The organism is Streptomyces sp. ST2-7A (assembly GCF_021390475.1).
Taxonomy (GTDB): domain Bacteria; phylum Actinomycetota; class Actinomycetes; order Streptomycetales; family Streptomycetaceae; genus Streptomyces.
Genome location: NZ_JAJUWS010000038.1, coordinates 16,092 through 42,172, shown reverse-complemented (window position 1 = coordinate 42,172; position 26,081 = coordinate 16,092). Strand labels below are relative to the sequence as shown.

Sequence of the window (26,081 nt, the reverse complement as noted above, 5' to 3'; positions counted from 1 at the left end):
CTCAGATGAGCAGATTGCGGGGTGCTCTCCCGGTGTCAGGGCAGCCGTTCACGAGGAGTCGAGTCCCGTGCCGGAAACACGAGTAAGACCTCCGTCCCCAGCGCTCGGCCTGGCCGAGCGCCCGATACCCTCCGCGTCCCCGAAGTACGTCTACGACTTCTCCGAGGGGCACAAGGACCTGAAGGATCTGCTCGGCGGGAAGGGTGCGAACCTCGCCGAGATGACCAGGCTCGGCCTGCCCGTACCCCCGGGCTTCACCATCACCACCGAGGCCTGCCGGGCCTACCTGGAGTCCGGAGCGGAGCCGCCGCAGCTGCGCGACGAGGTGAGTGCGCACCTCGACGCGCTTCAGCGGCGGATGGGCCGGCGGCTCGGCACCGGCGAGGACCCGCTGCTGGTCTCCGTCCGGTCCGGGGCCAAGTTCTCCATGCCGGGCATGATGGACACCGTCCTCAACATCGGCCTCTCCGACGCCTCGGTCCGCGCGCTCGCCACCCAGGCCGGCGACGAGCGCTTCGCCTGGGACTCCTAGCGGCGGCTTATCCAGATGTTCGGCAAGACCGTGCTCGGGGTGTGGTCGTCGAACCGGTGGCCGTGGGGCAGTGCCATGAGCGGGGTACTCCGGTGGGCGGGGGCGTGGCGGAACGGCGCGAGATCTTCCGCGCCGGCTCGAGCCTGCTCCTCCGCGCCGTTTCCGGCAAGCGGTTACCAGGGGGTGGACGGGGGTCGGGACGGGCGCCCGCGGGGGGCGCGCCGACGGGTTCGGCGCGCCCGGGGCTCACACCGCTTCGTAGCGGATCTGCGGATCCACGAACATCTGCACGTAGCCGCACTGGGCACAGATCAGGCCGCAGGCCGCCTTGTTGGCCCAATCGAGGCCCAGCAGGGACATCCCGGTGCTGTTGAGCTTCACATCGCGCTGCGCGAAGATCTGATGGTCGCAGAACGGGCAGGTCACCCGCTTGTTTCCGACGAATACCCGGAAGGTTCCCCTGGCCATCCGCTCCCCATTCCCCAGCCGTTCCCCTCATGGCGTCCGTGGGCACCTCCGCGGGCGACGCCCGCTGATGGACCGTTCGGGTGACGCGTGCGGATGATGCGCGGATGCGTAGAGGTGATCGTCTCATGATGCGACCCGGGGGGTCACGGGTCCCGAGCGGGGCGGCGCGGAAGGCGGGGGCCGGCACGTGCCGGGGCCGGCCGGCGCGCGCGACCCCCGCCGCTCGGGGCCCGTTCCGGGCCCCGTCATCGGGGCCCGGGAGCGGGCTCACTCGACGGCGCAGGCCGAGCCGTCGAGGGCGAAGGCGGTCGGCACCCCGGTCGCGCCCGACGCGGACCCGACGAAGCCGACCGTCACCGACCCGCCCGGGGGCACGTTCGCCGTGTAGTCCATCGGTGAGACCGTCACCCGCCCGCCGACCTGCGAGGCGGTGCCGCCCCACATGTTCGACACGCTCTCACCACCGGGGAAGTCCCAGGTCAAAGACCATCCCGAGAGGGTGATCGGGCCACTGTTGGTCAGTGTCACCTCGGCCTGGAAACCTCCCTGCCACTGGCTCGTCAACCGGTAGGCCACCGCGCACGCGGCCCCCGGGCCGCTCCCGCCCGGCGCGGTCCGCGCGGTCACGCTCCCCGACAACGGCGAGACGTTCCCGGCGGCGTCCCGCGCCTCCACGGCGAAGGTGTGGACGGTGTCCGGCTCCAGCCCCGTGACCACGGCCGTGGTCCCGGTGACCGAGGCGACCGGGGTTCGCGCCCCGCCGTCCAGCAGCAGTACCCGGTAGCCGGTCACCCCCACGTTGTCCGTGGCCGCCGACCAGGAGAGGGTCACCGAATCGGCGGTGGTGGCCGAGACGGTCGGGGTGCCGGGGGCGGTCGGCGGCTCGGTGTCACCCGGGCCGGGACCGGGGCCGGGGCCGTTCCCGTCGTCCGCGGCCAACTCGTGGGCGGTGCGGTCCAGATGGGTCGCCACCCAGGCGAGCGGGGCGTTCCAGTTGATCGTGTTCTCCTTGGACCCCCACGCCTGCGGCGCGGTGTCCGGACCGGCGTACGACTTGGCGGGCGGCTGCCCGGTGGGGGTCGCGTTGTCGTTGATCAGTTCGTTGTTGGGGCCGCCGGACAGCCAGCCGGGCGGGAACGGGGTCCCCGGGTAGGCGCCCCAGGCCAGCCGGTCGTGCAGATCGGTCTCGGCGAAGGCGCCGTAGCCGGTCACGTACGACAGGCGCATCGCGTTGTTGCCCATCAGGTAGTCCATCGCCCGGTGCATCGCCCGCAGGTAGTCGGCCTCCCCGGTCACGTCGTGCGCGGTGCCCAGTACCAGCATCCGGTTGGCGATGAAGGAGTTGGAGCCCCACGGGTAGGGCGAGGAGCCGGGGATCGCCGCGGGGTACCCCTCGTTCCCCAGCACGCCGATCACCGAGTCCGCGAAGGACCGCAGGTTCGACTCCATCCGCGCCAGGTCGGCCGCCGGCAGGTCGTTGTCGACGGTGAGCAGCGAGAGAGTGCCCGCCCCGGCGACCTCCGCCCAGTCGAACTGGCCCATCTCCCCGTAGTGCGGGGAGCCGGTCACCGCCGAGCGGTAGGCGCTCACCGAGGAGTCGCCCAGCGCGCCCGCCGTCAGGTACAGCTCCACGGCCGCCGCGTACCGGTCGTCGGTGGTCTTCGAGTCGCCGTAGTCGCCTCCGCCGTCGGCCTGCGGGGCGTGGGGGTAGGTGAGCACCGGGTGCGACTCCGCCCGCTGCCAGGCGTCCCGCGCCGACTCCCACAGCTCGGCGGCCCGGGCCGGGTCGTCCGACTCCAGGACCCGCGCCAGGTGGGCGGTGGTGCGCGCCACGGCGTAGGTCGCGTTGGTGGACGGCGGTTGGGCGGAGCGCGCCTGTGAGTTCTCCTCCGCGACGGAGGTGGGGAAGGCGCTCCAGACGTGGTTGTGCACCTTGTGCGAGGCCAACCCGGTGGAGGGCAGCAGACCGGGCATGAACCGCGAGCCGTACTCCACCTCGTCGACCAGGTCCGAGCGGCCGTTGCCGCTCTCGGGGATGTTCAGCGAGCCGTCGGGGTGGGCGTCGGGGTACCGCTCGTGGAGGTTGAGCAGAGTCCACGCGGAGATGGCGTGGTTGACGGCGTAGATGCCGAAGTCACCGGCGTCGGCCCAGGAGTACCGGACGTTCAGCCGCTCGTTCCCGCACCACTGTTGGTAACAGGGCACCGACTCGTCGCCCGGGTGCAGGGCGTCGTGCGCGTGGGCGGGATACCGCAGGTGGCGGGCCTCGGTCGGGGTGCCCATGCGGTGGAAGTAGAAGTAGTTCAGCGCCTCGTCGGCCAGGTCGGGGTAGAGCGAGGAGCCCTCGACGCGGAAGGCCACGCTGGTGCCGACGCCCGGCACGTGCAGGGTGTGGGTGCCGGGGGTGGTCACGGCGGAGAAGTCGGCGTGGTGGACGTGGTCGCCGGAGGCGGCGTCGTGGCCGCGCACCTCGGTGGTGCCGCTCGCCACCACCGTCCCGCTCCCGTCGCGCAGTTCCCAGGGGAGGGGGACGGTCGAGGGGGAGACCACGGTGGCGATCTTGTCGGCGCCGGTGAGATAGCCGACCTGGTTGACCCGCACGGGGCTCGGATCGGCGTTCGCGTGCGCGGTCGTACCCGTGGCGAGGTGGAGGGGGAGGAGCGCGGCGAGTACGAGGCCGACCGTCGCGGTGGCGGGGCGGCCGCGCCGGTGGTGCGGTCGGGAGGGCATGTGGGGTGTCCTTCCTGATCCGGGGGGTGCTCCGGCGGGGTGATCGGTATCCGGCCGGTCGGGCGTCCGGGGCGGTGGGATGCGTATCGGAGGTGAACGGGGACGGGTGCCCGGACGTCCCCGCGGTCGGCGGGGTGGCGGCGATGTGCCGTGCCCCGACCGGGCTCCGTCGCTCCCGTCCCGTCCGTCGTGTCCGGTCGTTCCCCTCGCGGTGGGGCGGGGGGATTTTTGGGAGCGCTCCCAAAACTTGACCTTCGCTTCCGCCTCGCCGGTGGTCCGCACCGATGAGGCGGGCTGGGTCTCCTTCTGGAAGCGCTCCCAAAACAGCACCCGGAGGTGCGTCGGTGCTCCACCCCGCACGGATCGGGGTGGAGCGGTGTCACGGCGGGGCGTTCGACGGGGGCGTCGTCGAACGCGGATGTCCGGACCCGCCGTCCGGTCCGCGGCTCCCGTGCGACACACAACATGAAGCCAGAGGTTCCGAAGCGAAGTCAATGAGCATGACAAGGTTCAAAAGGTGAACGTGTCGCCTCACCCGCCGGGGCGTGCGGACCCGTGTGGACCCGGGGGCTTGCGGGGGGTTTCGGGCCGATCAGGGCCCATGGGGCGCCCCGGCGCCGCCCCCGTGTCCCCCGGGGGAGGGTGACGCGCCATCCGGCCCGGGGCGTCGGCGGTATCGGCCGGGGAAACGGCCGGGGAGTGACTGTCCGGAGGGCGGGGCCGACCATAAGGTAAGGCTTGCCTAATGATGGGGCGCGGTGCGGCGGAAGTCGGATGTCACCCCCCGGCGCCGGGGTGCCGCCACGGGTGGCGGCATGCCCGTCGACGCCCACGGGGTCGGCGTGGTCGCGGGGTTGACCTCTCGTCACCCTCTCGGTCCTTTCGGGCGGGTGGTGTCGATCGGGGGTGTGCGGGGTGTGACATATTAGGTTAGCCTTACCTAAGAGTCCGTGATCATGGGCGCCGTTCGACCGTCCCCGGACGGTCGTCCATGCCCGAGCCGCCCCACCGGGAGACGTCGTGCCGCAGGTCGCCCACCGCCCCACCGAACCGCCCACCCGCCGCGACGCCGAACTCACCGGCCTCACCGCCCTGGTCACCGGCGCCGGTGGCGGCATCGGCGAAGCCGTGGTCCGGGTCCTGGTGGGGATGGGCGCGAGAGTGGCCGCCACCGACCGCGACCCGGCCGGAATCCGGGCGCTGGAGAAGGAGTTCGGCCCCGACACCGTCACCTCCCACCCCTTGGACGTCACCGATCCCGGTGCCGTGGAGGCCGTCGTCGCCGACATCGAGGACGTCCTTGGTCCCATCGGCGCCCTGGTCAACGTCGCCGGCGTGCTGCGGGTGGCCCCCGCCACCGAACTCACCGACCGGGACTGGGCCGAAACCTTCGCCGTCAACACCACCGGGGTCTTCCACACCTCCCGGGCGGTCGCGCGCCGCATGACCGCGCGCCGTTCCGGATGCGTCGTCACCGTCGGCTCCAACGCGGCCGGCATACCGCGTACCGGCATGGCCGCCTACGCCGCCTCCAAGGCCGCCGCCGCGCAGTTCACCAAATGTCTGGGCCTGGAGGTCGCCCGGGACGGCGTGCGGTGCAACGTCGTCTCGCCCGGCTCCACGGACACCGCCATGCAGCGGCAACTGTGGCCGGACCCGGCGGGGGACCCCGACGGCACCGCGACCGCCGCCGCCCGCCGCCGCGTCGTCGACGGTGATCCGGAGACCTACCGCACCGGCATACCGCTGGGGCGCATCGCCGAACCGGTCGACGTGGCAGAGGCCGTCGCCTTCCTGCTCACCGATCGCGCCCGGCACATCACCCTGCACGACCTCTACGTCGACGGCGGTGCCACCCTGCGCGTCTGACCCCCGCGCACCGGCCCGCCGGCCGTCCGGCATCGGGGCCACCGTCACCGACCCGACCATCCCCGCGCCCCCACGGCGCCCCCACCGGCACCATCCCGCCCCCACCGGCACCGCCCGACCGATCCGGCCCGCCGGCCGGAGGAACAGGAGCACCAGGTGACCACACCCGATGTCGTCGTGCGCGGCCCCGTGCCCGCCGCGCCCCGGGACCCCGCCGCCCCCACCGGCCGCTCGGCGGGCGACACCCCCGGGACGAGGGCGGACCGCGCGGACACCGTCGGCCGGGCCACCGCACTGCTCCGTGCCTGGCGGCCGGACGGGGACCGCTTCCTCGCCTCGCCCCGCCGCACCCTCCTGGGACGTGGCGTGCGCGCCGTGGTCCCGCACGACGAGCGCCCCGTCGCCGAGCGCGTCGCCGCCACCCTGGCCACCCTCGGGACCGACTCCGGCGGTTTCGGCGGCCACCGGGACGCCGGAGGTGGGGGTGAGGGGGACGATCGGGCATCCGCCGGCGGAGCCGACCACGACCCGGGCCATACCCCGCCCGGGAACACCCCCGTCCTGGTCATGGGCGCCGTCCCCTTCGACGCCGACCGCCCGGCGGCCCTGGCCGTCCCCGCCGAACTGAGGACCGCGCCCCCACCGGAGGGCGACCCCCTGATCGCCCTCCCCGCCGACCGCCCCGTCCTCCGGGGGGAGTGGCGCCTGCGCCCCGTGCCCGAACCGGCCCGGTACACCGCGGCCGTCACCGAGGCGGTCCGCCGGATGCGCGCCGGCGACTTCCACAAGGTCGTTCTGGCCCGCACCCTCGAGCTCGACGCCGACCAGCCCCCCGACCTGCCCGCCGTCCTGGAGCGCCTCGCGCGCCGCGATCCCACCGGCCACACCTTCGCCCTGCCCACCGGGCCCGGCCGCACCCTGCTGGGCGCCAGTCCCGAGCTGCTCCTCTCGCGCACCGGTGACCGGGTGGTCGCCAACCCGTTGGCCGGATCCGTACCCCGCGGCCCCGACCTGGCCGAGGACGTCCGACGCGCCGCCCGTCTCCTGGACTCACCCAAGGACCTGCACGAACACGCCGTGGTCGTCGCCGACATCCGCGCCGCTCTCGAGCCGTGGTGCGAGCACCTGGAGATACCCGGGCGGCCCGGCCTGGTGCGCACCGCCGGCATGTGGCACCTGTCCACCACCGTCACCGGCACCCTGCGCGCACCGTTCCCCACCTCGTTGGAACTCGCGGGCGCGCTTCACCCCACCCCCGCCATCTGCGGGACCCCCACCCCGGTGGCCCGCCGGGTGATCGGGGAACTGGAACCCTTCGACCGCGGCTGGTTCACCGGCATGGTCGGCTGGCAGGACGTGCGGGGCGACGGCGAATGGGTGGTCACCATCCGCTGCGCCGAGGCCGAGGGCAACGGCGTGCGGCTGTACGCCGGGGCCGGGATCGTCGCGGACTCCGACCCCGAGGCCGAGACCGCCGAGACCGGCGCCAAGTTCCGCACCCTGCTGCGCGCCCTGGAGGCCGACCTGTGAGCACCGTGAACCCCGCGAACCCCGTCGTCTCCGCCGCGTCCCCCGTCGTCGCGTCCCCCGCCCCCGTCGTCGCGTCCCCCGCCCCCGTCGTCGCGCCGCGCGCCACCGCCGGACCACCGGTCGCCGGTCGCGACTGGACCCCCTGGCCGGAGGAGTTCGCCGCCCGCCATCGCGCCGCCGGCCACTGGCGCGGCGAGACCTTCGCCGGCGTGCTGCGCGACCGCGCCGCCGCCCACCCCGACCGGATCGCCGTCGTCGACGGCGAACGTCGCCTCACCTACGCCGAGTTGCACCGCAGCGCCGAACGGATGGCGGCCGGACTGCTCACCCTCGGCGTCACCGCCGGTGACCGGGTCGTCGTCCAACTCCCCAACCGGGCCGAGTTCCTCGAGACGATCTTCGGTCTCTTCCGGATCGGCGCGCTGCCCGTCTTCGCGCTCCCCGCCCACCGCGAGGCCGAACTCCGGCACTTCTGCGCCCACTCCGACGCCGTCGCGCTGATCGTGCCCGACCGGCACGACGGCTTCGACCACCGCGCCCTCGCCGGCCGGGTGGCGGAGAGCGCCGACCCCGCCCCGCGCCACGTATTGGTGCTCGGCGACCCCGGCCCGCACACCGCCCTCGCCGACGTGCCCCGGGACCCGGCCGACCTCCCCGCCGGCCGGTTGCCCGACGGACCGGAACCCGGGGACCTCGCCTTCCTCCAACTCTCCGGCGGCAGCACCGGCGTGCCCAAGCTCATCCCGCGCACCCACGACGACTACCTGTACTCCGTGCGCGGCTCCAACGAGATCTGCGGCGTCACGGAGGAGAGCGTGTACCTGTGCGCGCTGCCCGCCGCGCACAACTTCCCGCTCAGTTCCCCCGGCACCCTCGGCGCGCTGTACGCCGGCGGCCGGGTGGTGATGTGTCCAGCCCCCAACCCGGACACCGCCTTCCCGCTGATCGAGCGCGAGGGCGTCACCATCACCGGAGTCGTCCCCCCGCTGGCCCTCGCCTGGACCGGGGCCGTCCGCGACCCCGCCGTCCGCGCCCGCCTCGCCCCGCTGCGCACCCTGCTGGTCGGCGGCGCCAAGTTCACCGAGGAGGCCGCCCGCCGGGTCCGTCCGGCGCTGGGCTGCGACCTCGTGCAGGTCTTCGGCATGGCCGAGGGGCTGGTCAACTACACCCGTGCGGACGACCCCGCCGACATCGTGCTCACCACGCAGGGCCGGCCCATCTCACCGGACGACGAGATCCGGATCGTCGACGACGCCGACCGCGAGGTGCCGCCCGGCACCACCGGCCACCTGTTGACCCGCGGCCCCTACACCATTCGCGGCTACTGGCGGGCCCCGGAGCACAACGCCCGCTCCTTCACCGCCGACGGCTTCTACCGCACCGGCGACCTGGTCCGTCGCCTGCCCACCGGCCATCTGGTCGTCGAGGGCCGGGCCAAGGACCAGATCAACCGGGGCGGGGAGAAGATCGCCGCCGCCGAGGTGGAGAACGTCCTGCTGGCTCACCCGGCCGTGCACGACGCGCAGGTGGTGGCGGTGCCCGACGACTACCTGGGCGAGCGCACCTGCGCCTACCTGGTGTTGCGGCCCGGCGAGGAGCCCCCGAAACCGGCCGCCGTGCGGCGCTTCGTCCGGGAGCGGGGCCTGGCCGCCTACAAGATCCCCGACATCGTCCGGATCGTGGAGTCCTTCCCGGAGACCGGTGTCGGCAAGGTCTCCAAGAAGGACCTGCGCGTCCGCGACGCGGTCGCCGACGACTGACGCCCCGCCCCGGGGCGGGCCTTCCCCCCGGTGGGGGCCGGCCCCGGGGTCCGGGTGCGTCCGCACCCCGCCCTTCACCACCGTCACCCGCCCCCGTACCGGAGGACAACCGAACCGATGGCCCTGCCCCGCATCGCCCCGTACCCCATGCCCGGCCCGGACCGTCTGCCCGCCAACCGGGTGGACTGGACCCCGAATCCCGAGCGGGCCGTGCTGCTCGTCCACGACCTGCAGAACCACTTCCTGTCCGCCTTCACCGCCGACGCCCCGCCCGTCCCGGAGATGCTGCACCACATCGATCGGCTGCGGACGGTCTGCGCCGAGGCCGGCATCCCCGTCCTGTACACCGCGCAGCCCGGCGGCCAGACACCCGAACAGCGCGGTCTGCAACAGGACTTCTGGGGCCCCGGCATCCCCGGGGACCCGCACGCCGCCGCCATCGCGGACGCCGTGGCCCCCGGCCCGGACGACACCGTGGTGACCAAGTGGAAGTACGGCGCCTTCACCCGCACCGACCTCGACAGCCGGCTGCGCGAACTGGGCCGCGACGAACTGATCGTCACCGGCGTCTACGCCCACATCGGTGTCCAGGTCACCGCCTGCGAGGCGTGGATGCGCGATCTGCGGGCCTTCGTCGTCGCCGACGCCGTCGCCGACTTCTCCGAGGCCGAACACCTCGGCGCCCTGACCTGGGCCGCCGGGCGCTGCGCCGTGGTCACCGACACCGAGACCCTGGTCCGGACCCTGGGCAAGGGGACGGGGGAGGCCGGGAACACCGCCACCGCCACCGGTGCCGTCCCGATCGTCGACCGGTTGCGTGCCGACGTCGCGGAGGCCCTCGGCGAGGACTCCGCCGACCTGCCGGTGGACGAGAACCTCGCCGACCACGGCCTGGACTCCATCCGGCTGATGAGCCTGCTGGAGCGCTGGCGCACCGAGTACGGCGTGGATCTCGCCTTCCCCGACCTCGCCGAGGAGCCGGTCCTCGAGCGCTGGGCCGAATTGCTGGCGCCCCGCGCCTGACCGCTCCCGCCGCCCCGCGCCGGTGGTCCGCGCCGTCCCCGGTCACCGGCGCGGACCACCGGCGCGGGGAAACGCGGCGGAAACCGGGGACGGGGGTGCGTAGAGTCGGGGGCATGACGGTGGAGAACGGCGGGGACGGCGTCGGCGGTAGTGTCCGGACCGACACCTGGCTCTGGTCGGTACGGCTGGTCAAGACGCGCTCGCAGGCCACGGCGGCCTGCCGGGCCGGACACGTCCGGGTCAACGGCTCGCGGGTCAAACCCGCCCACCCCCTGCGCCCCGGCGACGAGGTCCGGCTGCGCCAGGGCATCCGGGAACGGATCGTGGAAGTGAAGAAGTTGGTGCGCAAACGGGTCGGCGCGCCGGTCGCCGCCGAGTGCCTGACCGACAACAGTCCGCCGCCCCCGCCGCGCGAGGCGATCGCCCCACCCGGCATCCGCGACCGGGGTACCGGCCGTCCCACCAAGCGCGACCGGCGCGAGCTGGAGCGGCTGCGCGGCCAGTGGGAAGGTCGCGAGGGCCGGGAGGGCGACGAAGAACACTGACCGGACCGGAGGTCCGTTCACCGGCGTCGGTGAACACCTCCCCGGTATGTGTCCGCGGCGGGCCCGGGCCCGGTGCCTCACGGCAGGGCGCGGTGCTCCGGATGGTTCCGGGTACGGCGGTCCTCCTTCATCTCCGCCTCGTACAGGTGATCCCGACCGGCCACCAACTCCTGCCGGATCCGCTCCTCCGCGGCCGTGAACGGCTTGTAGTACGTGGCGTTGTAGTCCTCCACCACCTGGAAGGTCCACCGCCCCGGCAACACGTTCCGGCCGACGATCTCCCGCTCCAGCAGTTCCGCCTGCGCGGTGTGTCCGGCCTCCCGCAGCTTCTCCACCGCGTCCCCGAGGATCAGGTCGGCGGTGCCGGTGAGTTGGTGGAACGAGTACAGGTGACCGCGCGCCCGCTCGATCGTCTCCAGTGCCTTGGAGACCAGGCCGGTGGCCTCGACGGTCGCGTCGTCCACCCCCTCGGGTCGGCGGTGGGCGGCGTCGGGACCGTCCCCGCGCCCCGTTCCCGCCCCGTCCCCCGCCGGGTCGGTCGTGCCGGTGGTGTCATCGGTGTCGTTCCCGTGTTCCGCGGCGTCGCTCGCCCGTGGTGTGTCCGCTGCCATGTCCGCAGCCCTGCCCGCTCGCACCCGGGGGCACTCCCGGGCATCCGCCGGCCGGGGCCGGGGGTCGCCCGATCGGCCCACACGCGGATGCGGATCCTCCCGAACGGCCCAACCATCGACGACGGGCGACACCCGTTCGGGTGTCGCCCGTGCCGGCCTTCCGAACCACGGAGGACACACATGAAGCGCACCCGATTCGCCACCGCCGTCGCCGTCGCCACCCTCGTGGTGGCGGGCGCCTCCACCGGAACCGCCTTCGCCGACGAGACCATGACCGACGCGGGCTACCTGGAGCAGGCCCGCCAGGGGAACCTGACCGAGATCCTCGCCGGCGAGGACGCTCTCGCCAACTCCCGCAGCGAATGCGTCCGCCACGTCGGTGAGGTGCTGATCCGCGACCACACCCTCCTCGACGCCGACGTCACCGCCCTCGCCGACGCCCGCGGCGTCGACCTGCCCGACGCCCCCGCCCCCGACCAGCAGCTCACCCTCGAGGAGGTCTCCGCGCTGGCCGGGACCGAGGAGTACGAGGCGGCCTGGCTCCTCGCCCAGGAGGCGGCCCACCTGGAGACCCTCGACCTGATCGACACGCAGGTCGAGTACGGCACCGACGAGGAGATCACCGCCGCCGCCCTCTCCGCCCGGCCGATCGTCGAGACGCACCTGGAGATGGTCCGCGGCGGTGTCTGCCACGCGGCGGTGGACCCGGCGCACGTCCCGGCCGGCTTCGGTCCCCGCTGACCGTCGTGCGCGCGGCACGCCGCCGGCCCGTACCGCCCCGCCGGGGCCTCCCCGGTCCCGCGGCGATCGCCGTCCGGTGCGGACTCGGGGTCGGGCTCGGCCTGGCACCGGTCCTGCCGCTGCTGTCCGCGCCGGCTCCGGAGGCGGTCCCCCCGCCCCCGGCGCCGGCCCGGGCGGCCCCCGCCGGGGAGGTGGGCGCCGAGCCCGCCGCCGCGTCGAACGTCCCGGCCCCCGCCGCACCGGACCCGTTCCGGTCCCCGGCGGGGGCCGGAACGGCCGGTCTCCTCGGTCTTCCCGGTCTCTCCGGTCTCCTCGGGATCGCCGAGCCCGCACGGTCCGTCCGACCCGCGGCCCCCGGCACACCCCCCGTGCGGCTGGAGGTTCCCGGTCTGCGGGACCTCGCGGTCGTCCCCGTCGGAACCGACCCGGCCGGTTCGGTCCCCGTCCCCGACGAACCCGACCGGGTCGGCTGGTGGGCCCCCGGCGCCCGCCCGGGACGGGCGACGGGCACGGTCCTGCTGGTGGGTCACGTCGACACCCCCACCGGCGGCCCCGGCCCCTTCGCCGACCTCGCCGACCTGCCGACCGGAACCCGCGTCGAGGTGATCGGCGCCGACGGCCGCACCCATCGGTACGCCGTCACCACCACCCGCCGCCACGCAGCCGACACCCTCCCCGACGTGCTCTTCGCCGCCGACGGCCCACCCCGCCTGGCCCTGGTCACCTGCGCCGGACGGTACGACCCGGAGGCCGGCCGATACGAGGAGACCCTCGTCCTCCTCGCCCGCCCCGTCCCCTGACCATCTCCGACCGACCCGCCCCCGACCGCCCGTCGCGGGGCGGTTCGTGTCATTTTTCACTCACCCGTTCGGGTAGGCGGAGGACTTCCGCGACAGGAGACCCGATCGGCGCATCCGGACGACATCCGGAAGAGGAGGGCACCTGAGAGCCGTGGTGTGGCACGGGGTGGGGGACATCCGCCTGGAGGACGTCCCCGACCCGAAGATCAGGGACGCGCACGACGCGATCGTGCGCATCACCTCCTCCGCGATCTGCGGAACCGACCTGCACTTCGTCCGGGGCACCATGCCCGGACTGCGCGAGGGTCTGATCCTCGGCCACGAGGGAGTGGGCGTCGTCGAGGAGATCGGGGCCGGCGTGCGCAACCCGCGCCCCGGCGACCGCGTCGTCATCCCCTTCACGGTGGCCTGCGGGGTGTGCGGCTACTGCCGCGCCGGCTACCACGCCCAGTGCGACAACGCGAACCCCGGCGGCCGACGCGCGGGCACCGTCTTCTTCGGTGGGCCCGAGGCCGCCGGTGGCCTGGACGGGCTCCAGGCCGAGTAGGCTCGCGTCCCCTACGCGCACGTCGGTCCCGTACCGCTGCCGGACAGCGTGAGCGACGCGGCGGCCCTCCTGCTCTCCGACATCTACCCCACGGCCCGGTTCGGCGCGAAGCTCGCCGAGATCCGCGCCGGTGACACCGTCGCCATTCTCGGCGCCGGCCCCGTCGGCCGGGCCGCCATCGCCCGCGCCCGCATGGAGGGCGCCGGACGGATCGTCGTCGTGGACGGCATCCACGACCGCCTCGAACTCGCCCGCGACCAACACGCCGAGGTCGTCGACTTCAACGCGGAGGATCCCGTGCAGGCCGTCCTGGAGATGACCGGCGGCATCGGCGTGGACCGGGTCATCGACGCCGTCGGCGTGGACGACGAGCGCCCCGCACGCGGCCCCGCCGCCGAGGCGCCGGCGGAGAAGACCGAGGAGTTCGACCGCGAGCGTGACGAGGTGGCTCCCGAGCAGCACCCCGACGGCGACACCCGGGTCCCGGGCAACGCCCCCTCGCCGGCCCCCTCGCCGGCCTCCCGCCGGGCTGTGCGGATGGTGGCCAAGGCCGGGACCATCGGCATCATCGGCGTCTATCCGCCGCAGGTGGAGCACTACCCCTTCGGCGAGGCGTTCATGAAGAACCTCACGCTGAAGACGGGCAACTGCCACCACCGGCACCACATCCCGGATCTGGTCTCCATGGTCGCCGGTGGCACACTCGACCCGGCCCCGCTGATCACCCGCTGGGAGGGCATGTCGGACGCCATCGAGGCGTACCGCGCCTTCGACCGACGCGAGGAGGGCTGGACCAAGGTCGCCCTCGGCGACGGCGCGCACGCGCACGGCCTCCCCACCGTCGGTGCCGGCGGCCCTCGCTGATCCCCGCCGATTCCCGCTCGCCTCCGACGTCCCGCGGCCCCGGATCGGTTCCCACCGACCGGGGCCGCGCGGCTGCCCGGGCGGGATTCGGGTACCCGCCCCCCATGTTCTTCGACTCCTGGACGGACCTGCTGCGGGTGGCGGTGGTGGCACTGGTGGCCTACCCCGCCCTCATCGCCCTGCTGCGGCTCTCCGGCAAACGCACCCTGGCCAAGATGAACGCCTTCGACCTGGTGGTCACCGTGGCACTGGGCTCGACCCTGGCCACCATCCTGCTCAACCGGGACGTCTCCCTGAGCGAGGGTGTCCTCGCCCTCGCGATGCTGATCCTCCTACAGTTCGTCAGCGCCATGGCCTCCGTCAGATCCCGCCGCGTCCGGAAACTGCTCAAGTCCGAACCCGCGCTGCTGCTGCGCGACGGCCGGTTCCTCACCGACGCCATGGAGCGCCACCGGGTGCCCCGGGACGAGGTGCGCCAGGCGATCCGCAGCCAGGGCATCGGGGCCGTGGAGGACGTGGCGGCGGTGGTACTGGAGACCGACGGCACCTTCAGCGTCATCCCCCGCTCCTCGGTCGGCACCGGCACCTCCTTCGCCCCGGTGCGCGGCGGCACACCCGCCGGGGCGGAAAACGACGGTGCGCCGGGCTCATCGGGGCTCTGATCGGCCCCGGCCGCTCAGCACTCGATGACGTTGACGGCCAGGCCGCCGCGCGCGGTCTCCTTGTACTTGACCTTCATGTCGGCGCCGGTCTCCTTCATGGTCTTGATCGCCTTGTCCAGGGAGACGTGGTGCCGGCCGTCGCCGCGCAGCGCCATCCGGGCGGCGGTGACCGCCTTGACGGCGGCCATGCCGTTGCGCTCGATGCAGGGGATCTGCACCAGCCCGCCGACCGGGTCGCAGGTCAGGCCCAGGTTGTGCTCGATGCCGATCTCGGCGGCGTTCTCCACCTGCTCGGGGCTGCCGCCCAGCACCTCGGCCAGTCCGCCGGCCGCCATCGAGCAGGCCGAGCCCACCTCGCCCTGGCAGCCGACCTCGGCGCCGGAGATGGAGGCGTTCTCCTTGAACAGCAGCCCGATCGCGCTCGCCGCCAACAGGAAGCGGACCACCCCGTCCTCATCGGCGCCGGGCACGAACTCGGTGTAGTGGTGCAGGACGGCCGGGATGATGCCCGCCGCGCCGTTGGTGGGGGCGGTGACGACCCGGCCGCCGGCGGCGTTCTCCTCGTTGACCGCCATCGCCCACAGGGTGGTCCACTCCATGGCGTGCTGCGCCCGGTCGCCCTCGGCCCGCAGTTGGCGGGCGGAGTGCGCGGCCCGTCGGCGCACCTTCAGCCCGCCGGGCAGGATGCCCTCCCGGCTCAGGCCGCGCGCCACGCACTCGCGCATGACCTCCCAGATGCGTAGCAGGCCGTCGCGGACCTCGGCCTCGGGCCGCCAGGCGGTCTCGTTCCCCAGCATCAGCGCCGAGACCGACAGACCGGTCTCCCGGGTCAGGCGCAGCAGTTCGTCCCCGGTGCGGAAGGGGTGGCGCAGCGCGGTGTCGTCGGGCTTGATCCGCTTCTCGCCGACCGCCTCCCCGTCGACGACGAAACCGCCGCCCACCGAGTAGTACGTCTTCTCCAGCACCGGCTTCCCGTCGGCGTCGCGGGCGCACAGCGTCATGCCGTTGGCGTGGTACGGCAGGGAACGGCGCCGGTGCAGCACGAGGTCGGCGTCGGGGTCGAAGTCCAGCACCGGGCCGTCGGCGGTCTCCGCGCCCAGCAGCCGCAGCCGCTTCTCGGCGCGGATCCGATCCACCTCGGCGTCGGCGCGCTCCGGGTCCACGGTGTCGGGGGCGTGGCCCTCCAGTCCCAGTAGCACCGCCTTCGGCGTGCCGTGGCCGTGGCCGGTGGCGCCGAGCGAGCCGAACAGCTCCGCCCGCACCCCGGCGGTCTCGTCGAGCAGCCCCTCGCGGCGCAGCCGGCGGGCGAACATCCGGGCGGCGCGCATCGGCCCGACCGTGTGCGAGCTGGAGGGGCCGATGCCGATGGAGAAGAGGTCGAAGGCGGAGAGTGCCACGGGGCGGACTCCCTTGTCTGCTCGTGGGTGGTGAGCGCCGGGGGCGGAGGGTGGGGGCCGGCGCGCGGGGTGGGCGCGGGGCCGGTCCCGGAGGCCGGTGACGGGGAGGGGCGGTACGGGGTCGCCGTCCGCGCCCTCCCCGTCACCGGGGGTGGGGCGGGTCAGACCGTCAGGTTCGGGTACAGCGGGTGCTTCTCGGCGAGGGCGACGACCCGGGCCTTGAGCGACTCGGTGTCGAAACCGGGCTTGAGGGCTTCGGCGATCACGTCGGCGACCTCGCGGAAGTCCTCGGCGTCGAAACCGCGGGTGGCCAGGGCCGGCGTGCCGATCCGCAGGCCGGAGGTGACCATCGGCGGGCGCGGGTCGTTCGGCACGGCGTTGCGGTTGACGGTGATGCCGATGCCGTGCAGCCGGTCCTCGGCCTGCTGCCCGTCCAGCTCCGAGTTCCGCAGGTCCACCAGGACCAGGTGCACGTCGGTGCCCCCGGACAGCACGGAGACACCGGCGCCGGCGACGTCCTCGGCGAGCAGGCGCTCGGCGAGGAGCTTCGCGCCCTCCAGGGTACGGCGCTGCCGGTCCCGGAACTCCTCGGTGGCGGCGATCTTGAACGCCACCGCCTTGGCGGCGATCACGTGCTCCAGCGGGCCGCCCTGCTGGCCGGGGAAGACCGCCGAGTTGATCTTCTTGGCGTGTTCGGCGCGGGAGAGGATGACACCGCCGCGCGGGCCACCCAGGGTCTTGTGGGTGGTGGTGGTCACCACGTCGGCGAACGGCACCGGGTTGGGGTGCAGCCCGGCGGCGACCAGACCGGCGAAGTGCGCCATGTCCACCATCAGCAGCGAGTCGTTGGCGTCGGCGATGCGGCGGAACTCCGCGAAGTCCAGCTGCCGCGGGTACGCCGACCAGCCGGCGATGATCAGCTTCGGCCGGTGCTCGGCGGCCAGCCGCTCGACCTCGGCCATGTCCACGCGGCCGGTCTCCGCGTCCACGTGGTAGGCGACGACGTTGTACAGCTTGCCGGAGAAGTTGATCCGCATCCCGTGGGTGAGGTGCCCGCCGTGGGCGAGGTCCAGACCCAGGATGGTGTCGCCGGGCTGGAGCAGCGCGAACATCGCGGCGGCGTTGGCGGAGGCGCCGGAGTGCGGCTGCACGTTCGCGGCGTCGGCCCCGAACAGCTCCTTCACCCGGTCGCGGGCCAGGGTCTCGATGACGTCCACGTGCTCGCAGCCGCCGTAGTAGCGGCGGCCCGGGTAGCCCTCGGCGTACTTGTTGGTGAGTACCGAGCCCTGCGCCTGCAGCGCGGCCACCGGGGCGAAGTTCTCCGAGGCGATCATCTCGAGGGTGGACTGCTGACGGAGCAGTTCGGCGTCGACGGCGGCGGCGACGTCCGGGTCCACCTCGTGCAGTGAACCGTTCAACAGCGACGGGGAGATCGGGGACGACTGGGGCGACTGGGAAGACATGGCGGTCTGAAGTCCTTCGGTCTGCGGACGGTCTGCGGGCCGGCCGGTCGCCGTCCCCGGCCGGTCCGCCCCCGGCGGACCGGGACGGACCGGCCGGGGACGGCGACCGGGACAAGCGGGGTGGTGCCCGCCGGGGTCACTCCTCGCTGAAGGAGGTGTACTCCTCGGCGGAGAGCAGGTCCCCCGGCAGGCCGGCGGCCTCGTCGAGCCGGACCTTGAACAGCCAGCCCTCCTCGAAGGGGGAGGAGTTGACCAGACCCGGGTCGTCCACGGCGTTCTGGTTGACCTCCACGACCTCGCCGGAGACCGGGGAGTACAGCTCGCTGACGGACTTGGTGGACTCCAGCTCGCCGCAGGTCTCGCCCGCCGTCACGGTCCGCCCGGTCTCGGGCAGCTCGACGAAGACGACGTCACCGAGCGCCGAGGCGGCGTGCGCGGTGATGCCCACGGTGGCGACGCCGTCATCGGCCGGCGACAGCCACTCGTGCTCCTTGCTGTACCGCAGGTGCTGGGGGTTGTTGCTCATGGGTGGATTCTCCCGGGTCACGAGGGTGGCGGGTGGGACGGTTCCGACCGGTGGGACACCGGCCGGGGACGGGGAGGCCCGTGCCGGGCGGGCCGGTGTCCCGGCTCACGGGGCGGGGCGGTGTCGGCGGTGGGCGAACGGGATCGGGAGCCCCGACGGGACGGGCGGCGCCGGGCGGCGACGCGGGGGCGTCGTCCGTCCCATCGGGAACGGACGGGCGGGGAGGCGCCGGGGCCGGTGTCCGGCGCCGGGGACCCGCCCCGCCGGCCTACCGTCGCCGACGATAGAAGGGCAGGGCGAGGACCGCACACGACTCGCGGGTACCGCGCACGTCCACCGCGACCCCCGACTCCCCGGCCGGCGCGGGCTCGGCGTGCGCGGCGTCCACGTACGCCATGGCGATCGGCCGACCCAGGGTGGGGGAGGGGGCGCCGGAGGTGATCTCGCCGATCACCTTCCCGTCGGCGTCCACCACCGGGTGGCCGGCCCGCGGCACGCGGCGACCGTCGGAGACCAGCCCCACCAGTCGACGCGGCGGCTCGGCCTCCGCGCGGCGGGCGGCGGCCTCCAGGGCGGTGCGGCCGACGAAGTCGCCGGGCTTGTCGAAGCGCACCACACGACCCAGGCCCGCCTCGAACGGGGTGGTCTCCCGACTCAGTTCGTGCCCGTACAGCGGCATCCCGGCTTCCAGCCGCAGGGTGTCGCGGCAGGACAGGCCGCACGGCACCGGGGCGGCGGGCTCCCCGTCGGGGCCGGTGACCCGGGCGGTGATCAACGCGGCCCACAGGGTGGGGGCGTCCTTCGGGGCGACGAAGAGTTCGAAGCCGTCCTCGCCGGTGTAGCCGGTGCGGGCGATCATCGCGGGGACCCCGGCGACGGTGCCGGGAACACCGGCGTAGTACTTCACGGCGTCGAGCTCGACGCCGGTGAGACCGGAGAGCAGCTCCACCGCGCGCGGCCCCTGCACGGCCAGCAGCGCGTACGCCTCGCGGTCGTCGCGCACGGCGGCGTCGAAGCCGGCGGCCCGCTCGCGCAGCGCGTCCAGGACGCCCCGCGCGTTGGCGGCGTTGGCCACCACCAGATAGGTGTCGGCGGCGGTGCGGTAGACGATCAGATCGTCCAGGATGCCGCCGTCGGCGTCGCAGATCATCGTGTAGCGGGCGCGGCCGGGGGCGATCGCCGAGATGTGACCGACCAGGGCGTGGTCCAGCAGTTCCCCGGCGGCGGGGCCGTGCACGGTGATCTCGCCCATGTGGGAGAGGTCGAAGAGCCCGACGTGCTCGCGCACCGCCCGGTGCTCCTCGCGCTCGCTGCCGTAGCGCAGCGGCATGTCCCAGCCCGCGAAGTCGGTCATGGCGGCGCCCAGCTCGCGGTGCACCGCGTCCAGGGGCGTGCGGCGGGGTCCGGCGGCGGACTCGGGGGACGCTGCGGATGCGGTCATGGGGTTCCTCCGGGGACGACTGGGGGGGGGGGGGGTCCGCCGGTGGCGGCCACGGCCGTACGGCACGCCCTCCCCATCTGTCATCTGCACCTGAGAGGTTCGCCGGGCCGGTGCGGCCCCGGCTTGCACCGTGGGTGGGACCGTCCCGGTGGGCCGGGCGCGGTCCGCTTTTCAGATCTGCCTCTCGCGCGCGGTAATGGGGGCCTGAGAGATTCAAGGGAGGACTTGCTCCTTCGGCGCCCCGGCGGAACCGGGGACTCTCCCGCACGCGATCGAACGGCCGGTATGCGGTTGGGCGGTCATCATCGCACGGCCGGTCCCGTCGCGGCGCGCGGGGCGCGCGTCGCGACGGGACCGGCCGTGGTCGGGCGGAGGCGAGCGGGTGGGTGGTCCCGGGGGAGCCGGTGTCGATCGGCTGCCGAACCCGTCGGCCCGGCGCCCGGGAGGGAACCGGCGCCGGGCCGACGGGAGGGTGTGGAACCCGCTGGAGCGGGCCCCGACGGGGAGAGGAGAGCCCACCCGGGCCCCGCGGACTCAGGGTTCGCGGGACCCGGGTCCGCGGACTCAGGGTTCGCGGATCTCGGCCACCGGAAGGGCGGGCCGCAGGAACGGCGCGATCTTCGCCGTGCGGTCCGCGCCGGCCGCCGCCGGGTTCATCATCGGGTCGGCCGTCCCGTCGACGGTGGTCTCCAGCAGGTCGATCAGGTTGCCGAGGGAGTTCAGGTCGCCGGCCTGCCCCTCGTCGCCCGCCCCGGCCCCCTCGGAGGGGACGATCGGCTCGATGGGGAAGTCCTCGTCGAGGCCCCCGCCGTCGATGCCCTCCGTGTCGTCGATGCCCCCGATGCCGTCGATGGGGAAGTTCGGCAGCAGACCGGAGAGCAGCGCCGCCACGAAATCGTCGATCTCCGTCAGCAGATCGGTCAGCAGCTCGTCCACGGAGTCCTCGAGCACCGGCTCGACCTCCGCGCCGGGCTCGGTGGCATCGCCGGGCTCGACGGACCCGATCGTCTCCGTCTCGGAGGTGTCCGGCAGGGCGGCCACCAACTCCATGATCGAGTTTGTCAGGGAGGTGAGCCGCTCCAGCGCGTCGGCGATGTCGGGGACGGGCAGGACGCGCGATTCGGCGTCCGTGACCCCGTCCTCCTCCGCCAGGGCGGGGACCACGGCGGCGAAGGCCGCCGGATACGTGCCGACCCCCGCGCGCTCGGCGGAGAGCCCCGGGGAGAGCGGGATGTCGGGGGCGGTGACGGCGGAGGCGGGACCGGTGGTGCCCAGCAGCAGGGCGCCGGCGGTGCCCGCGGCGAGAGCGGTGGCGAGGATCGGATGGACACGGGGTGTGCGCATGGGGTCTCCAGGAGGGCCGCTGCGCGCGGCGGGATCGATGTGCGGGCGTGGCGGACGGCGGTGCGGGACGCCCCGCGGCACGGAACGGGTCACCGGGCGGTCGTGATCCCCGACGTCCCGTGGCGCGCGCCCGGGGCGGTCGGACGTCGAACCGCTCCGGAGCGGCGGACGACCTCCCGCACACCGTTCAGCCTTGAAGCGCCGGCTGCGTTCCGCAACCTCTCCGTAGCCGTACGTGGTCGAAGGGGTGATCCGACTCCGCGCGGCGTCCCGTCCGACCCCGGAGGCGGACCCCGTGCCCACGGAGGCCGTGACTCGTCTAGGGTCTGCGTTCATGACGGGACAGACGGGTCTGCCGACCGCGCCGGGGGCCTCGGGCACCTCCTGGCCGAGCAACGAACTGGAAGAGGTGCTGGCCGCCTCGGTCGGTGTGCCGGACGCCGGGGAACGGATACTGACGGCGATCGCCCGCAGCTCGTTGTGGGTGCCGCTGCCCGAGGGTGGCGGGCCCACCTCCCCGCATCTGAACCTGCCCACCCTGGAGATCAACGGCGGCGTCTACGTGCCGGTCTTCAGCTCCGCCGAACAGTTCATGAGGGGCGCCGGTTCCCACCTCTCCTTCGCGGTGGCCCCGGCGATCGAGTTCGCCCGCGGCCTGCCGCCGCAGGCCGGAGTCGTGATCAACCCCGGTGGCACCATCGGCGCGCCGCTGCCGCCGGCGGCGGTGGCCGAGCTGTGCCGGGACACCCCGGGCGAGCGGGTGCCGGGCCGGCCCAGCGGGGCCCGGATGCGGCTCTTCGAGCCGGACTGGAAGGAGGAGCCGGTCGACTTCCTCGCCGCGGCGGCGGGCGAACTGTCCGAGATCCCGGCGGTGCGCACCGCCCGGCGCGGCCTGGCCAGCGCCGAGGGCGGCCCGCCCTCGTTGTGCGTGGGAGTGGAGCTGGAGCCGACGGTGCTCGGCGGTCCGCAGGGACCGGTTCCCCCGGAGGTCGCGGCGGCCGTCGGGGAGGCGCTGGGGGTCGCGCTGGCCCGGGTGCCCGTGCGGTGGCCGGTGCAACTGCTGCTCATGGACACGGCGGACGACCCGCTGGTGCACTGGATGCGGCAGTGCGTGACGCCGTTCTGGTGGCGCGGTGCCTGATCGGGGACGTGCGGAGCAGGGCGCCGGCGCCGCGCCGGCCCCGGGGTCGGTGGGATCCGAACCGGTGATACGGGAGGGGCGACGCGGTCGACCCCCGGGTCCGGCCGTCCCGAGCCGCGGCCCGAACGGCTCCCGGCGGGGTCGTGCCCGCTTCCCCGCCCGCCCGCCCCGGACCGGTACCCGTGCGGCCCTCCCCGGCCCGACGCCCCACTCCGGGGCGGGGTGCGGCGGGCCCGTCACCGGAACGGTGGACCGGGTCCCGCTGACCGGACCCGGTGCCGAACCCGGCCCGGTCCGGTTCGTCCGACCCGGGGTGGGGCGCCCGGTTCGCCCCCGCCGACGGCGCTCGGGCGGTGGTGCCGGAGAATGCCCCGGTGAACCCCCTGACCCCCGACCTCCAGCAGTGGCTCGACCTCGCCGGCATCGCCGTCTTCGCGATCTCCGGCGCGCTGCTGGCGGTGCGCAAGAACTTCGACGTCTTCGGCATGGCGGTCCTCGCCTTCGCCACCGGTTTGGGCGGCGGCCTCTTCCGCGACCTGGTGATCGGGGCGGTGCCCCCGGCGGCCTTCACCGACATGGGGTACTTCCTCACCCCGTTGGTGGTGACCGTGCTGGTGATCTTCCTGCATCCGCAGGTGGAGCGGATCAACCGCGCGGTGTTGGTCTTCGACGCCGCGGGCCTCGGCTTCTTCTGCGTGGTGGGGACCATCAAGGCACACGAGTACGGGCTGGGCACGGTCGCCGCCGCCGCGCTGGGGCTGGCCACCGCCGCCGGCGGGGGCGTGCTGCGGGACGTGCTGGCCAACGAGGTGCCCGCCCTGCTGCGCTGGGATCGGGAGATCTACGCGGTGCCGGCGATCGTGGGGGCCTCCGCGGTGGCACTGCTGCTGCGGTACGACGCGCTGAGCGATGTCACGATGGCGCTGTCGGTGCTGGTGCCCTTCGTGCTGCGACTGCTGGCGCTGCGGTACAACTGGCGGGCCCCGCGTGCCTGGCACCGGCGCAGTGCGGCCACCGAGGGTGACACCGACCGGCTGTGACCGGCACCGGTGCGGACACCGACCGGCACCGGCGACGCCGGCGGTACGGGCGCCGGGCGCCCACCGACCACCCGTTCCCGAGGTCGGGAGCCGCGCCCCCCGTCCGGCACCGGGCGCAGGGCACCCCGTCGGAAACCCCGTCCCGGCGGCGAACCCGGGTGGACGCGCCCGGAACTCCGGGTGGCTCGGCCGAGGTGCCCGGGGGGAGCTTCGAGCTGTGCCCGGGACCGTCACCCATGACTGAGCTACCGCTTAGTAGTAATGCCGGGTAGGCTGCCCCCATGGCCGAGACGACCCGAGCGAGCGAACCGACCACCGGTACCGCGACGCCCGACGCCCACCCCGCACCCCCCTCCGAGTTCGACCGGGACACCGCCGTCCGGCTGCGCGTCCCCGGCGAGTTCGAGACCGTGATCGCCGACGGCTGGTCCGTCTTCGGCGCCGTCAACGGCGGCTACCTCAAAGCCCTGGTCGGCCGCGCCCTCGTCGAGACGCTGCCGCACCCGCACCCGGCGACCGTCACCGCCCACTACCTCACCGCCCCCCGCCCCGGTCCGGCCGTGATCCGGGTGGAGACCGTCCGCGAGGGCCGCACCCTCTCCACCGGCACCGCCACCCTGACGCAGACCGCCGCCGACGGTACGGAGGTCGAACGGCTGCGGGTCCTGGCCACCCACATCGACCTCGCAGCCGGTCCCGACGAGGTCCGCACCACGGCCGTGATGCCGGACATCCCCGACTACGAGGACTGCGTCGGTATGGACCTCGCGCCGCCGGAGTTCCTGCGGGACACCCCGATCGTGCACCGCCTCGCCGGTCGCCTCGCCCCCGACTGCGCCGGCTGGGCCGTGGGAGCGCCCTCCGGGCGCGCGGGTATGCGCGGCTGGTTCGCCTTCGCCGACGGCCGCCCGATCGACCCCCTGGCGCTCCTGATGGTCGGCGACGCCCTGCCCCCGGCCGTCTTCGACCTCGGCCTCTCCGGTTGGGTGCCCACCATCGAGCTGACCACCCACGTCCGTGCCCTGCCCGCCCCCGGGCCGGTGCGCGTCGCCCTCACCACCCGCAACCTCGCCGGTGGCCTGCTGGAGGAGGACGGCGAGGTCTGGGACTCCGCCGGCCGCCTGGTCGCCCAGTCCCGTCAGCTCGCCCGCGCCCCGCGCGGCTGAGGAGCGTCGAGATCTCCGGGGGCCGATCGCCCGCCGGACCCCGGCGCCGTGCGCGCCGACACCACGAGGGCCCGGCCGTGTCGACCACGCGGCCGGGCCCCGGCACCTTCCGATGTCTCCCGGGTCCCGGTAGCCGTAGCCGTGCCCGGGGTGCCGCCACCGGTCACGGAACATCCACCGGTCGAACCCCGTGATCGGGGGCGAACCGTTCGCACTCGAGATGGATCCGAGGGCCCCACCGGGATCCGCCCCGAGTCGTTCCGCGGACATCGGTCGGCGCGTCAGCCCCGGCCCGGAGGTGTGGGCGGCCCGGGCACGCCGAGGTCGGCGGCCACCTTTGCCACCGGGCGCAACTCCCCCGGCGGTTCGCTCGTCCCCGGTCCGAGCGTGCGACGCCAGTAGGCCACGTCGCGCCACTCGCCGTTCTTGAACCCCGCGCCGGTGAAGACGCCCACCGGCTCGAAACCCGCCCCCCGGTGCAGGGCGTCACTGCCCGGGTTCGGCTGCGCCACCCCCGCGTGCACGGCCCGGAAGCCCTGCGCCTCCAGCATCGTCAGCAGCAGGTCGTACAGCCGACGGCCCAGTCCCGTGCCCCGCGCCTCGGGGCGCAGGTAGATCACCGACTCGGCCGTCCAGCCGTAGGCCCCGCGCGGACTCCACGGCACGGCGTAACAGGCCGCCACCACCCGTTCGGCCGCCTCCCCGGCGGCCGGCACGTCGGTGCTCGGCGGGTCGGTCTCCACCGCCACCAACCACGGATACCGCTCGTGTCCGGCCTCCCACAGGGACAGCCACTCGCCGACCTCCTGCGGTTCGGTGCGGAAGTTGACGTGGGAGGTGGCGATCCAGTGGTTCACCATCCGACAGATGTCCGCCAGGTCGGCGGCCCCCGCGAGTCGGATCGTGTGGCGCGAAGTACCCATGGGGCCCATTGTCCGGGGTAGGGGCACCCCGACCCCCGGCGGGACCGGCGCATCGGCGCTAGCCTGGCCGGTGGAAGCTCTCAAACCGGACGAAAGGGCTCCAGCATGTATGCCGTGAAGAGCACGCTCCCGGACGAGGCGCTCAAGGTCGTCGGCGAGGCGCTCCAGGGCGCCCTGGTGGACCTGGTGGACCTGTCCCTGGTCGCCAAGCAGACCCACTGGAACGTCGTCGGCCCCCGGTTCCGCACCGTCCACCTCCAGCTCGACGAGGTCGTGGCCACCGCCCGCACCTACTCCGACACCGTCGCCGAGCGGGCCGCCGCCCTGGGCATCGCCCCCGACGGCCGCGCCGCCACGGTGGCCAAGAGCACGGGCATCGCCACCGCCCCCGAGGGCTGGCAGAGGGACACCGACGCCGTCGCCCACCTGGTCGACGCCCTGGCCTCCGTCGTCACCCGGATGCGGGAGCGGATGGGGGCGGTCGGCAAGGCCGACCCGGTCACCGAGGACCTGATCATCCAGATCACCGCCGCCCTCGAGAAGCACCACTGGATGTTCCAGGCCGAGGACGGCAGCTGAGGTCAGAGGCTCGTAGCGCCGCTGACCTGCCAAAACAGTCGTGTCGAGACGTGTCACCGCGTGACGAGACGTGTCGGGACGGGACGGAAAATCCCCGGAATTCCGCAGCCGATCGGAAAGAATCCGGAACGGTCGAGGGCCCCGGGACCACTCCTGCGAGCGGTCCCGGGGCCTCGTGGGTCCGACGGATGGCGGGCGCTCAGTCGCCGGGTTCGCGAAAGCCGGTCAGTCGGGTGCGGGCGGTCAGCCACAGGCGCTCGCCCTCTTCCAGGTCCAACCGGACACCGGTGAGGGTCCGCACCACGTCCACCACCCGCATCGGCACCCCGCCGACCACCACCCGGTCCTCGACGCGGACGGTGGCGCGGGTGATCGTCAC

General features: G+C 74.2%; 24 protein-coding genes, 2 pseudogenes and 1 riboswitch. Of the genes and pseudogenes, 16 read left to right on the top strand and 10 right to left on the bottom strand.

The window, feature by feature from the left end; all coding sequences use genetic code 11:
• Positions 1–124: 124 nt before the first annotated feature.
• Positions 125–529 (top strand): annotated as a pseudogene (locus LZF96_RS20460) (PEP/pyruvate-binding domain-containing protein); the annotation flags it as partial.
• A gap of 249 nt (positions 530–778) precedes the next feature.
• On the opposite strand, the gene LZF96_RS26715 reads toward LZF96_RS20460, so the two are convergent.
• Both LZF96_RS26715 and LZF96_RS20450 read right to left on the bottom strand, forming a co-directional pair.
• The gene (locus LZF96_RS26715; RefSeq protein ID WP_267941154.1) at positions 779–1,000 is read right to left on the bottom strand and encodes a zinc ribbon domain-containing protein; all 222 of its coding nucleotides are present in this window, start codon (positions 998–1,000) and stop codon (positions 779–781) included.
• Positions 1,001–1,267: 267 nt separating this feature from the next.
• Positions 1,268–3,730, bottom strand: a complete 2,463-nt coding sequence (locus LZF96_RS20450; protein WP_233874861.1) for a glycoside hydrolase family 9 protein — start codon at positions 3,728–3,730, stop codon at positions 1,268–1,270.
• A 1,020-nt stretch (positions 3,731–4,750) separates the two neighbouring features.
• On the opposite strand from LZF96_RS20450, the gene LZF96_RS20445 reads away from it, so the two are divergent.
• The 6 genes and pseudogenes from LZF96_RS20445 to LZF96_RS20420 all read left to right on the top strand — a co-directional run bounded on the left by LZF96_RS20445 (position 4,751) and on the right by LZF96_RS20420 (position 10,457).
• The gene (locus LZF96_RS20445; RefSeq protein WP_233874859.1) at positions 4,751–5,599 is read left to right on the top strand and encodes a 2,3-dihydro-2,3-dihydroxybenzoate dehydrogenase; all 849 of its coding nucleotides are present in this window, start codon (positions 4,751–4,753) and stop codon (positions 5,597–5,599) included.
• A gap of 156 nt (positions 5,600–5,755) precedes the next feature.
• Positions 5,756–7,129, top strand: a complete 1,374-nt coding sequence (locus LZF96_RS20440; RefSeq protein WP_233874857.1) for an isochorismate synthase — start codon at positions 5,756–5,758, stop codon at positions 7,127–7,129.
• Positions 7,126–8,889 (top strand): (2,3-dihydroxybenzoyl)adenylate synthase, encoded by a 1,764-nt coding sequence (locus LZF96_RS20435; protein ID WP_233874853.1) that lies wholly within the window; start codon positions 7,126–7,128, stop codon positions 8,887–8,889. Before LZF96_RS20440 ends, LZF96_RS20435 begins: the two co-directional genes overlap by 4 nt.
• A gap of 117 nt (positions 8,890–9,006) precedes the next feature.
• Positions 9,007–9,624, top strand: a pseudogene (locus LZF96_RS20430) (isochorismatase family protein); the annotation flags it as partial.
• Positions 9,601–9,912, top strand: a complete 312-nt coding sequence (locus LZF96_RS20425; protein ID WP_233874955.1) for a phosphopantetheine-binding protein — start codon at positions 9,601–9,603, stop codon at positions 9,910–9,912. The pseudogene LZF96_RS20430 and the gene LZF96_RS20425, both read left to right, overlap by 24 nt.
• Before the next feature lie 113 nt (positions 9,913–10,025).
• On the top strand, positions 10,026–10,457 hold the full coding sequence (locus tag LZF96_RS20420) for an RNA-binding S4 domain-containing protein (protein ID WP_233874850.1): 432 nt from the start codon (positions 10,026–10,028) through the stop codon (positions 10,455–10,457).
• Positions 10,458–10,534: 77 nt separating this feature from the next.
• On the opposite strand, the gene LZF96_RS20415 is transcribed toward LZF96_RS20420, so the two are convergent.
• Positions 10,535–11,068 carry a hypothetical protein gene (locus tag LZF96_RS20415; protein WP_233874840.1) on the bottom strand — a complete coding sequence of 178 codons (534 nt, stop codon included), beginning with the start codon at positions 11,066–11,068 and terminating at the stop codon, positions 10,535–10,537.
• A 180-nt stretch (positions 11,069–11,248) separates the two neighbouring features.
• On the opposite strand from LZF96_RS20415, the gene LZF96_RS20410 reads away from it, so the two are divergent.
• The 5 genes from LZF96_RS20410 (at position 11,249) to LZF96_RS20390 (ending at position 14,682) form a co-directional block, all read left to right on the top strand.
• Entirely contained in the window at positions 11,249–11,809 is a 561-nt protein-coding gene (locus tag LZF96_RS20410; protein WP_233874837.1) for a DUF4142 domain-containing protein, read from the top strand.
• Between the two features lie 368 nt (positions 11,810–12,177).
• Positions 12,178–12,609 carry a class F sortase gene (locus LZF96_RS20405; protein WP_233874829.1) on the top strand — a complete coding sequence of 144 codons (432 nt, stop codon included), beginning with the start codon at positions 12,178–12,180 and terminating at the stop codon, positions 12,607–12,609.
• 151 nt (positions 12,610–12,760) lie between these two features.
• Positions 12,761–13,156, top strand: a complete 396-nt coding sequence (locus LZF96_RS20400; RefSeq protein ID WP_233874827.1) for an alcohol dehydrogenase catalytic domain-containing protein — start codon at positions 12,761–12,763, stop codon at positions 13,154–13,156.
• 48 nt (positions 13,157–13,204) lie between these two features.
• Positions 13,205–14,020 (top strand): zinc-binding dehydrogenase, encoded by an 816-nt coding sequence (locus LZF96_RS20395; protein ID WP_233874818.1) that lies wholly within the window; start codon positions 13,205–13,207, stop codon positions 14,018–14,020.
• A gap of 104 nt (positions 14,021–14,124) precedes the next feature.
• Positions 14,125–14,682 carry a DUF421 domain-containing protein gene (locus LZF96_RS20390; protein WP_233874814.1) on the top strand — a complete coding sequence of 186 codons (558 nt, stop codon included), beginning with the start codon at positions 14,125–14,127 and terminating at the stop codon, positions 14,680–14,682.
• Positions 14,683–14,696: 14 nt separating this feature from the next.
• Here the strand turns inward: LZF96_RS20390 and LZF96_RS20385 are convergent, their stop codons facing one another.
• From LZF96_RS20385 to LZF96_RS20365, 5 genes are all read right to left on the bottom strand, one after another.
• The gene (locus LZF96_RS20385; protein WP_233874812.1) at positions 14,697–16,079 is read right to left on the bottom strand and encodes an L-serine ammonia-lyase; all 1,383 of its coding nucleotides are present in this window, start codon (positions 16,077–16,079) and stop codon (positions 14,697–14,699) included.
• A 161-nt stretch (positions 16,080–16,240) separates the two neighbouring features.
• A complete protein-coding gene (gene glyA, locus LZF96_RS20380) occupies positions 16,241–17,542 on the bottom strand; it encodes a serine hydroxymethyltransferase (protein ID WP_308294248.1) in 1,302 nt (433 codons plus the stop codon).
• A 136-nt stretch (positions 17,543–17,678) separates the two neighbouring features.
• Positions 17,679–18,068 (bottom strand): glycine cleavage system protein GcvH, encoded by a 390-nt coding sequence (gene gcvH, locus LZF96_RS20375; protein WP_233874810.1) that lies wholly within the window; start codon positions 18,066–18,068, stop codon positions 17,679–17,681.
• 268 nt (positions 18,069–18,336) lie between these two features.
• Complete coding sequence (gene gcvT, locus LZF96_RS20370) at positions 18,337–19,509, bottom strand: glycine cleavage system aminomethyltransferase GcvT (RefSeq protein WP_233874808.1); 1,173 nt, start codon at positions 19,507–19,509, stop codon at positions 18,337–18,339.
• A 181-nt stretch (positions 19,510–19,690) separates the two neighbouring features.
• A riboswitch (glycine riboswitch) is annotated at positions 19,691–19,784 on the bottom strand.
• Positions 19,785–20,073: 289 nt separating this feature from the next.
• On the bottom strand, positions 20,074–20,853 hold the full coding sequence (locus tag LZF96_RS20365; RefSeq protein ID WP_233874806.1) for a hypothetical protein: 780 nt from the start codon (positions 20,851–20,853) through the stop codon (positions 20,074–20,076).
• Between the two features lie 334 nt (positions 20,854–21,187).
• On the opposite strand from LZF96_RS20365, the gene LZF96_RS20360 reads away from it, so the two are divergent.
• The 3 genes from LZF96_RS20360 (at position 21,188) to LZF96_RS20350 (ending at position 24,200) form a co-directional block, all read left to right on the top strand.
• Positions 21,188–21,994, top strand: a complete 807-nt coding sequence (locus LZF96_RS20360) for an enhanced serine sensitivity protein SseB (RefSeq protein ID WP_233874804.1) — start codon at positions 21,188–21,190, stop codon at positions 21,992–21,994.
• A gap of 374 nt (positions 21,995–22,368) precedes the next feature.
• A complete protein-coding gene (locus tag LZF96_RS20355; protein ID WP_233874802.1) occupies positions 22,369–23,034 on the top strand; it encodes a trimeric intracellular cation channel family protein in 666 nt (221 codons plus the stop codon).
• Between the two features lie 281 nt (positions 23,035–23,315).
• Positions 23,316–24,200, top strand: coding sequence for a thioesterase family protein (locus tag LZF96_RS20350; RefSeq protein ID WP_233874795.1), 885 nt, complete (start codon positions 23,316–23,318; stop codon positions 24,198–24,200).
• Between the two features lie 281 nt (positions 24,201–24,481).
• On the opposite strand, the gene LZF96_RS20345 is transcribed toward LZF96_RS20350, so the two are convergent.
• On the bottom strand, positions 24,482–25,123 hold the full coding sequence (locus LZF96_RS20345) for a GNAT family N-acetyltransferase (RefSeq protein WP_233874786.1): 642 nt from the start codon (positions 25,121–25,123) through the stop codon (positions 24,482–24,484).
• A 105-nt stretch (positions 25,124–25,228) separates the two neighbouring features.
• Between LZF96_RS20345 and LZF96_RS20340 the strand changes: the two genes are divergently transcribed.
• Complete coding sequence (locus LZF96_RS20340) at positions 25,229–25,702, top strand: Dps family protein (protein WP_233874784.1); 474 nt, start codon at positions 25,229–25,231, stop codon at positions 25,700–25,702.
• A 199-nt stretch (positions 25,703–25,901) separates the two neighbouring features.
• Here LZF96_RS20340 and LZF96_RS20335 read toward each other — a convergent pair whose 3' ends face one another.
• Positions 25,902–26,081: a hypothetical protein gene (locus tag LZF96_RS20335; protein ID WP_233874782.1), complete on the bottom strand. Its 180-nt coding sequence runs from the start codon at positions 26,079–26,081 to the stop codon at positions 25,902–25,904.